Consider the following 6,775-nt stretch of genomic DNA (forward strand, 5'->3'; position numbering starts at 1 on the left):
GCAAGCCAGCGCACGGTGGGAGCTGGCTTGCCAGCGAAAGGCACAACGCCGATATCAGGCCTTGCGCTTGGCCTGACGCTGACGCACCGCCTCGAACAGGCAAACGCCCGTCGCCACCGACACGTTCAGGCTGCTGACGCTGCCCGCCATCGGCAGCTTCACGAGGAAATCACAGTGCTCGCGGGTCAAGCGGCGCATGCCCTTGCCCTCGGCCCCCATGATCAGAATGGTCGGCCCAGTCAGGTCCTGCTGATACAGCTCCTGCTCAGCCTCCCCTGCCGTACCGACAACCCACAGACCACGCTGCTGAAGCTTCTCCAGGGTACGCGCCAGGTTGGTCACCGCCACCAGCGGGATCACTTCGGCGGCGCCACACGCCACCTTGCGCACCGCCGGCGTCAGGGTCGCCGACTTGTCCTTGGGCACCACCACTGCCAGCGCACCCGCCGCATCGGCGGTGCGCAGGCAGGCGCCCAGGTTGTGCGGGTCGGTCACACCGTCCAGCACCAGGATCAACGGCGCACCTTCGGTACGGTCCAGCAGCTCTTCGAGCATCGCCTCGCCCCACACCTGGCTCGGGCTGACCTCGGCCACCACGCCCTGATGCACACCCTCGACCCAGGCGTCCATCTCGCGACGCTCGGCCTGCCCCACGGCCACGCGGTTCTGCGCCGCCAGCTCCAGCAGCGCCTGCACCCGCGGCTCGCTGCGGCTGTCGGCCAGCCAGACCTGCTTGACCCGCTTGGGATGATGACGCAACAGGGCTTCCACGGCATGCACGCCGTAGATTTTTTCCAACTGACTCATGACTTCGCCTTGGGTTTACGTGGGGCACCACCGGCCTTGGGCGGCCCCTTGCGATGCTTGCTCGGCTTGTCGGACGTCTTCGAACCCTTGGCCGCAGGCTTGCTGCCGGCGTTCTTGGCATCGGACAACAACGCCTTTTTCATCTCCCGGCTCTTGCGCACTTCGGCGTTCTTGGCCGCAGCATCGGCCGGGAAGTAGGCATCGCTGGCTTCGTTCTTGCGGCTGCGGCGCGGCGGCTCGGCCGGGGCTGCTTCAACCTTGGCCGCCTTGGCGGGCGAGGTGTACGGCTTGGCGGCGCCATTGGACTTGACCGGGGCGGCGCCCGGCTTGCCCTTGGCCACCGGCTCGGCACCACGCGGCTTGCGACCGATCGGCGCATTCAGGGTGTTTTCGGCCATCTCGAAGTCGATCTTGCGCTGCTCCAGGTCGACGCGCATCACGCGCACCTCGACCGTGTCGCCCAGGCGGAAGCTGCGCCCGGTACGCTCGCCCGCCAGGCGATGGTGAACCGGATCGAAGTGGTAGTAGTCACCCGGCAAGGCGCTGACGTGCACCATGCCCTCGACGTAGATGTCGGTCAGCTCGATGAACAGGCCAAAACCGGTCACCGCAGTGATCACACCCGGGAAGCTCTCGCCCACGCGGTCCTTCATGTACTCGCACTTGAGCCAGTTGGTCACGTCGCGGGTGGCTTCGTCGGCACGCCGCTCGCTCATCGAGCACTGCTCGCCCAACTGTTCCAGCGCCGCTTCGTCGTACGGGTAGATGCGCGCCTTGGGAATGCTCATCGCGCCGGCCCGCTTGACGTGCGGGGTTTCCTGGCGCGAACGGATCACGCTGCGGATGGCACGGTGGGTGAGCAGGTCCGGGTAGCGCCGGATCGGCGAGGTGAAGTGGGTGTACGCCTCGTAGTTCAGGCCGAAGTGGCCGTTGTTGTCGGCGCTGTACACCGCCTGGCTCAGCGAGCGCAGCATCACGGTCTGGATCAGGTGGAAGTCCGGGCGACCGGCGATCTGCGACAGCAGTGCCTGGTAATCCTTGGGCGACGGACCATCCTTGCCCTTGTGCAGCGACAAGCCCAGCTCGCCGAGGAAGGCGCGCAGTTTTTCCAGGCGCTCTGGCGGCGGGCCGTCATGCACCCGGTACAGCGCAGGGATTTCGTGCTTCTTGAGGAACTCGGCCGTCGCCACGTTGGCCGCGAGCATGCACTCTTCGATCAACTTGTGTGCATCGTTGCGCACAGTGGGGCGAATTTCCGCGATCTTGCGCTCGGAGCCGAAGATGATGCGGGTTTCCTGGGTCTCGAAGTCGATCGCGCCACGGGTGTGACGGGCCGCCAGCAGCACCTTGTACAGCGCATACAGTTGCTTGAGGTCGGGCACCACGGCGCTGTACTGCTCGCGCAAGGCCTTGCCTTCACGGGTACGCGAATGCTCGAGCATGCTGCTGACCTTGTTGTAGGTCAGGCGTGCGTGGGAGTGGATCACCGCCTCGTAGAACTGATAGTCGACCATCTGGCCGGACTTGTTGATGGTCATTTCACAGACCATCGCCAACCGGTCGACGTGCGGGTTCAGCGAGCACAGGCCGTTGGACAGCTCTTCGGGCAGCATCGGGATCACGCGCTCGGGGAAGTACACCGAGTTGCCGCGCACCTGGGCTTCGTTGTCCAGGGCAGAGCCCAGGCGTACGTAGCTGGACACGTCGGCAATCGCCACGAACAAGCGCCAGCCGCCGGAGAACAGGCGCAGCTTGCCCAGGCTCTCGCAGTACACGGCATCGTCGAAGTCGCGCGCGTCTTCGCCGTCGATGGTGACGAACGGCAAGTGGCGCAGGTCGATGCGGTGTTCCTTGTCCTTCTCTTCGACTTCAGGCTTGAGCTTGCGCGCCTCCTTGATCACCGCTTCAGGCCAGACGTGCGGGATGTCGTAGCTGCGCAGCGCGACGTCGATTTCCATGCCCGGCGCCATGTAGTTGCCGATTACTTCGACGACATCGCCCTGCGGCTGGAAGCGTGCAGTAGGCCAATGGGTGATCTTCACCTCGACGAACTGACCAACCTTGGCGTTGGCGTTGCGCCCCGGGGTAACCAGCACTTCCTGCTGAACCTTGGGGTTGTCGGGGGTCACGAAACCCACGCCGCCTTCTTCGAAGTAGCGCCCCACGATGCTTTCGTGGGCACGCGAGATCACTTCGACGATCACGCCTTCACGGCGGCCGCGGCGGTCCAGGCCCGAGACGCGCGCCAGTGCGCGATCGCCATCGAACACCAGGCGCATCTGCGCCGGGCTCAGGAACAGGTCGTCGCTGCCATCGTCGGGGACGAGAAAACCGAAACCGTCGCGGTGGCCACTGATGCGGCCCAGGATCAGGTCCAGCTTGTCTACCGGGGCATAGGTGCCGCGCCGGGTATAGATCAGCTGGCCATCACGTTCCATGGCACGCAGCGGCGGCGCAGGGCTTCGATCTGGTCCTCGGTGTGCAGGCCGAACTCCTCGGCCAACTGCTCGCGCGCAGCGGGAGAGCCGCGCTCGTCGAGGCGCTGGAGGATCAGCTCACGGCTAGGAATAGGGTTTTCGTATTTTTCCGCTTCACGAGCGGCCTCGGGATCGAGGGTCTGCCAATCGGCCATTAGTAGGGGTTCACCTTGTCTATATAGGGTTAGTTTGGCATAGGCGTATTGAAACCGGAAATTTCAGGCTTGGACAGCCCTGTCAGAGCCCTCGAACGATGCCAAAACAGCCCAAGGAACAACGACTTGAATTTTTTGAGATTTTTTCCGTACGGGGCTTTACAGCCCTTCGGGGCATCCGTATAGTGCGCACCACAACGACGAACACCGTCGTTATAGTTGAGAAGCGGCCTGATGTGAAGCATCATGAAGCCTCAGCGAAATGCCCAGATGGTGAAATTGGTAGACACGCCAGCTTCAGGTGCTGGTGACCTTACGGTCGTGGAAGTTCGAGTCTTCTTCTGGGCACCATATTCTAGAAAAACCCGCGAAAGCGGGTTTTTTTATGCCAGTCATTAAAGTCAGCTCCCCCTCCTCCCGCAAGGCCTGGAGCAGGCAACGGCAGGCGCCTGAAGGCCCCCGCCGCCGCCACGCCGGCTCAGTACCCCAGCACCTCGCCGCGCGCGGCCGAGGCCTGGTCCGGCGCTGGCTTACGCAACTGCAGCAGGGCAATCACCAGCAGCACGCCAGCCAGGCCCCACAACAGGGGCGTGGCGCCCTGGCTCAGGGCAAACAATTGCAGGCCGATCACCAGCAACCGCAGCAGCGCGTCCAGGCGGCCGTTGGCCAGCGACGGCTCGCGCAGGCGTGCCACCCCCCCAGATCACATAGGCCAGCGCCCCCAGGTTGATGAAGAACAGCGCGCTGGGGTCCAGCGGCAGGAAGGTGGTGCCCAGGCCGAGCCAGGCATCCAGCCCGATCAACGCATCGAGTGCCCATAGGCTGAGTACCGGCAGTGCAAACGGCGCAGTGGCCAGAATGTCATAGAGCGCACCGACCCGGACCACGTTCGCGTATTGAGACATTTTCATGAGGCTTGGACTTCCTTGTTCAAGTGTTCGAGAAGAGGTCGAATTTCCTGGAAATTACCCGATTCCAGGCCAATCATCTGGCGTTGCTGCAACACGGTGACGATCTGCCGTGCACGTTGCTGTGCGCTGACCACATAGCCCGGTTGCGCGGCCCGCTCGCGCAGGCCTGCCAGGTCGGTGAAGCGCGGGTCGGCCCCCAGGATGGTGCGCGCGACCAGCGTGTCGACGTTGCACAAGCCCAGCAGGGCGAAGAACACGCCGGGGTTTTCCAACTGGTAGACCTTGACCAGGGCGTTGAGCGCGGCCTTGGACACGCAGTACGACAACATGCCGGCGCGCTGCCGCACACCCGCGACTGACGCCGAGAAGCACACCGTCTGTGGCGGCTGTGCGGCGTTCAGCAGCACGTCGAGCACCCACTTCACCGCCACCAGGTTGATGTCCAGTACCGCCGTGAACGCCTGCACCGAGGTTTGCCTGGCCAGGGTCGGCGTCTCGCCGAAGGTGCCGGCGTTGAGGTACGCCACCTCGAAGCCCTGCTCGCCGTGCTGTGCCAGCAACTGCTCAAGCACCGGCCGGGCGTTGGGGATGTCGGTCAGGTCGCAGCCAGCGAAGTGGAAATGCGGCTGGCCCAGCAGGTCCTCGGGGCAACCGCGCGACACCCCCACCACCGCGTAACCGCGCGCCAGGTACTGACTGGCCAGCGCATGCCCGATACCGGTGCTGACACCGGTGATAAAAACACGCTTCATCATGACCTCACTCGAACTTGCCGATGTGATAGCCGCCATCGACACTCAGGATCGTGCCGGTGATGTAGCTCGACGCCCCGCCCAGCAGGTACAGCACCGCGTCAGCCACTTCCTGGGGCTGGGCAAACCGCTTCATCGCGGTCACCGCGATCTTGCGCTGGGTGCCCGACGGGTTGGCCTGCAGACGCTCCGGCGTGTTCATCCCGCCCAGGGTCGGCCCCGGTGCCACCGCATTGACGCGCACCGCATGGCGCCCGTGTCCGTCGCAGGCGTTTTCCATTGCCGCCACCTGGGTCAGTGCATTCAGCGCCGCCTTGCTGGCCACATAGGCGGCCTGGTAGGGCATCGGCACCACACCGGCGCACGACGACACATTGACGATCGAACCGCCCGGCTTGGCGCTGATCAGGCGCAACTCCTGCTGCAGGCAATACAGCGGACCATGACTGTTGATCGTCATCACCCGCGCCCAGTCGGCCGGGTTCAGCTCGCTGATCGGCGCGTAGGGCGCGGTCACACCGGCCGCGTTCACCGCATGGTCGAGCCCGCCCAGGCGACGCTGCAGCGCGCCGAACGCGGCCTGCACCGCTGTCGCGTCGGCAACGTCGCAGGCAATGAAGTCGACGTCACCCGACAGCGTCTCCAGCGCTGCGCGGCCCTTTTCTTCGCTGCGCCCCAGCAGCACCACCCGGGCCTGCGCCTCGACCAGGCGCTGCGCGAGCACCAGCCCGATACCACTCGAGCCGCCGGTGATCACGATGTTTTTCCCTTTCCACTCCACAAGACTCTCCTTAGTCATAACGAATAGATGCCGGCCGTTTGTAGTGTTCGTTCACGCAGCAGTACACCCTGTCCAACTGCGGGTTGCTCTTGTCGCGAAAGCAGTGGCCATCGAAGCGGCAGGCCGTGACCCGGTCGGCATGCCCGGCCAGTGACTTGCTCACCAACTGGTTGTCGGCAAACAGCGCACGGCTCATGCCGACCAGGTCGCACACCTGGTCGCCCAGCAGCGTCTCGGCCTGGGCCAGCGAGCCGGTGAAGCCGGCGAAACCCACCGGCAACGAGGTCAGCTGGCGCAGGTGGCGAACCCCCTGAATGAACGCCGCCTGCACCTGCGCATCGGCGCGCAACATGTAATGGAAGGTCTCGCGGATCGAGATCGAGCCCATCAGCGCCACCACACCGGCCTGCTCCAGCGCCGGCACCACGTGTTCGAGCAACTCCGGGCGCTGGCCGCGCGCGCCCAGGCAATCGTCGATGCCCAGGCGTACCGAAATATCCAGTTCGCCGTGGGTGGCCTGGTGAATGTGCTCGATCACCTCCAGCAGCAGGCGCGCCCGCCGCAGCGGCGTGCCGCCGTAGCGATCGGTGCGACGGTTGGTGTACGGCGAGAGAAAACTGCTCAAGAGGTAGCCATTGGACGCCTGCAACTGGACCATCCGCGCACCGGCGCGGCGTGCCAGCAGCGCCGCCTGGGCGAACTGCGTGCACACCTGGCGCACATCGGCGTGGGTCATCACCCGCGCGTCGCCGGCGTGGCCGGCGTGCCGTTGCCACGGCTGGGCGCCAGCAACGCCGCCCCGCCCAACTGCGCGTTGCCCTGCGCGCCTAGTGCTGCAACTGCACCACCACCGGGCACTGCTGCTGGTGGCCGAACTCGATCAACGGCGCAG

General features: G+C 65.1%; 5 protein-coding genes, 1 tRNA gene and 1 pseudogene. 1 reads left to right on the plus strand and 6 read right to left on the minus strand.

The window, feature by feature from the left end; all coding sequences use genetic code 11:
* Positions 1 to 54: 54 nt before the first annotated feature.
* Both rlmB and rnr read right to left on the minus strand, forming a co-directional pair.
* Positions 55 to 807: a 23S rRNA (guanosine(2251)-2'-O)-methyltransferase RlmB gene (gene rlmB, locus G3436_RS13735; RefSeq protein WP_163945810.1), complete on the minus strand. Its 753-nt coding sequence runs from the start codon at positions 805 to 807 to the stop codon at positions 55 to 57.
* Positions 804 to 3,439 (minus strand): annotated as a pseudogene (rnr, locus tag G3436_RS13740) (ribonuclease R). Before rnr ends, rlmB begins: the two are co-directional and overlap by 4 nt.
* Before the next feature lie 264 nt (positions 3,440 to 3,703).
* Here rnr and G3436_RS13745 point away from each other — a divergent pair.
* Positions 3,704 to 3,790 (plus strand) — tRNA-Leu (locus G3436_RS13745).
* Between the two features lie 127 nt (positions 3,791 to 3,917).
* Here G3436_RS13745 and G3436_RS13750 read toward each other — a convergent pair.
* From G3436_RS13750 to G3436_RS13765, 4 genes are all read right to left on the minus strand, one after another.
* The gene (locus G3436_RS13750) at positions 3,918 to 4,133 is read right to left on the minus strand and encodes a hypothetical protein (protein WP_163945813.1); all 216 of its coding nucleotides are present in this window, start codon (positions 4,131 to 4,133) and stop codon (positions 3,918 to 3,920) included.
* A 213-nt stretch (positions 4,134 to 4,346) separates the two neighbouring features.
* Entirely contained in the window at positions 4,347 to 5,102 is a 756-nt protein-coding gene (locus tag G3436_RS13755; RefSeq protein WP_163945815.1) for an SDR family NAD(P)-dependent oxidoreductase, read from the minus strand.
* Between the two features lie 7 nt (positions 5,103 to 5,109).
* Entirely contained in the window at positions 5,110 to 5,883 is a 774-nt protein-coding gene (locus G3436_RS13760; protein ID WP_338001255.1) for an SDR family NAD(P)-dependent oxidoreductase, read from the minus strand.
* Positions 5,884 to 5,893: 10 nt separating this feature from the next.
* Positions 5,894 to 6,619 carry an oxidoreductase gene (locus G3436_RS13765; RefSeq protein ID WP_243667138.1) on the minus strand — a complete coding sequence of 242 codons (726 nt, stop codon included), beginning with the start codon at positions 6,617 to 6,619 and terminating at the stop codon, positions 5,894 to 5,896.
* Between the last annotated feature and the right edge of the window lie 156 nt (positions 6,620 to 6,775).

This window comes from Pseudomonas brassicae (genome assembly GCF_010671725.1).
Taxonomy (GTDB): domain Bacteria; phylum Pseudomonadota; class Gammaproteobacteria; order Pseudomonadales; family Pseudomonadaceae; genus Aquipseudomonas; species Aquipseudomonas brassicae.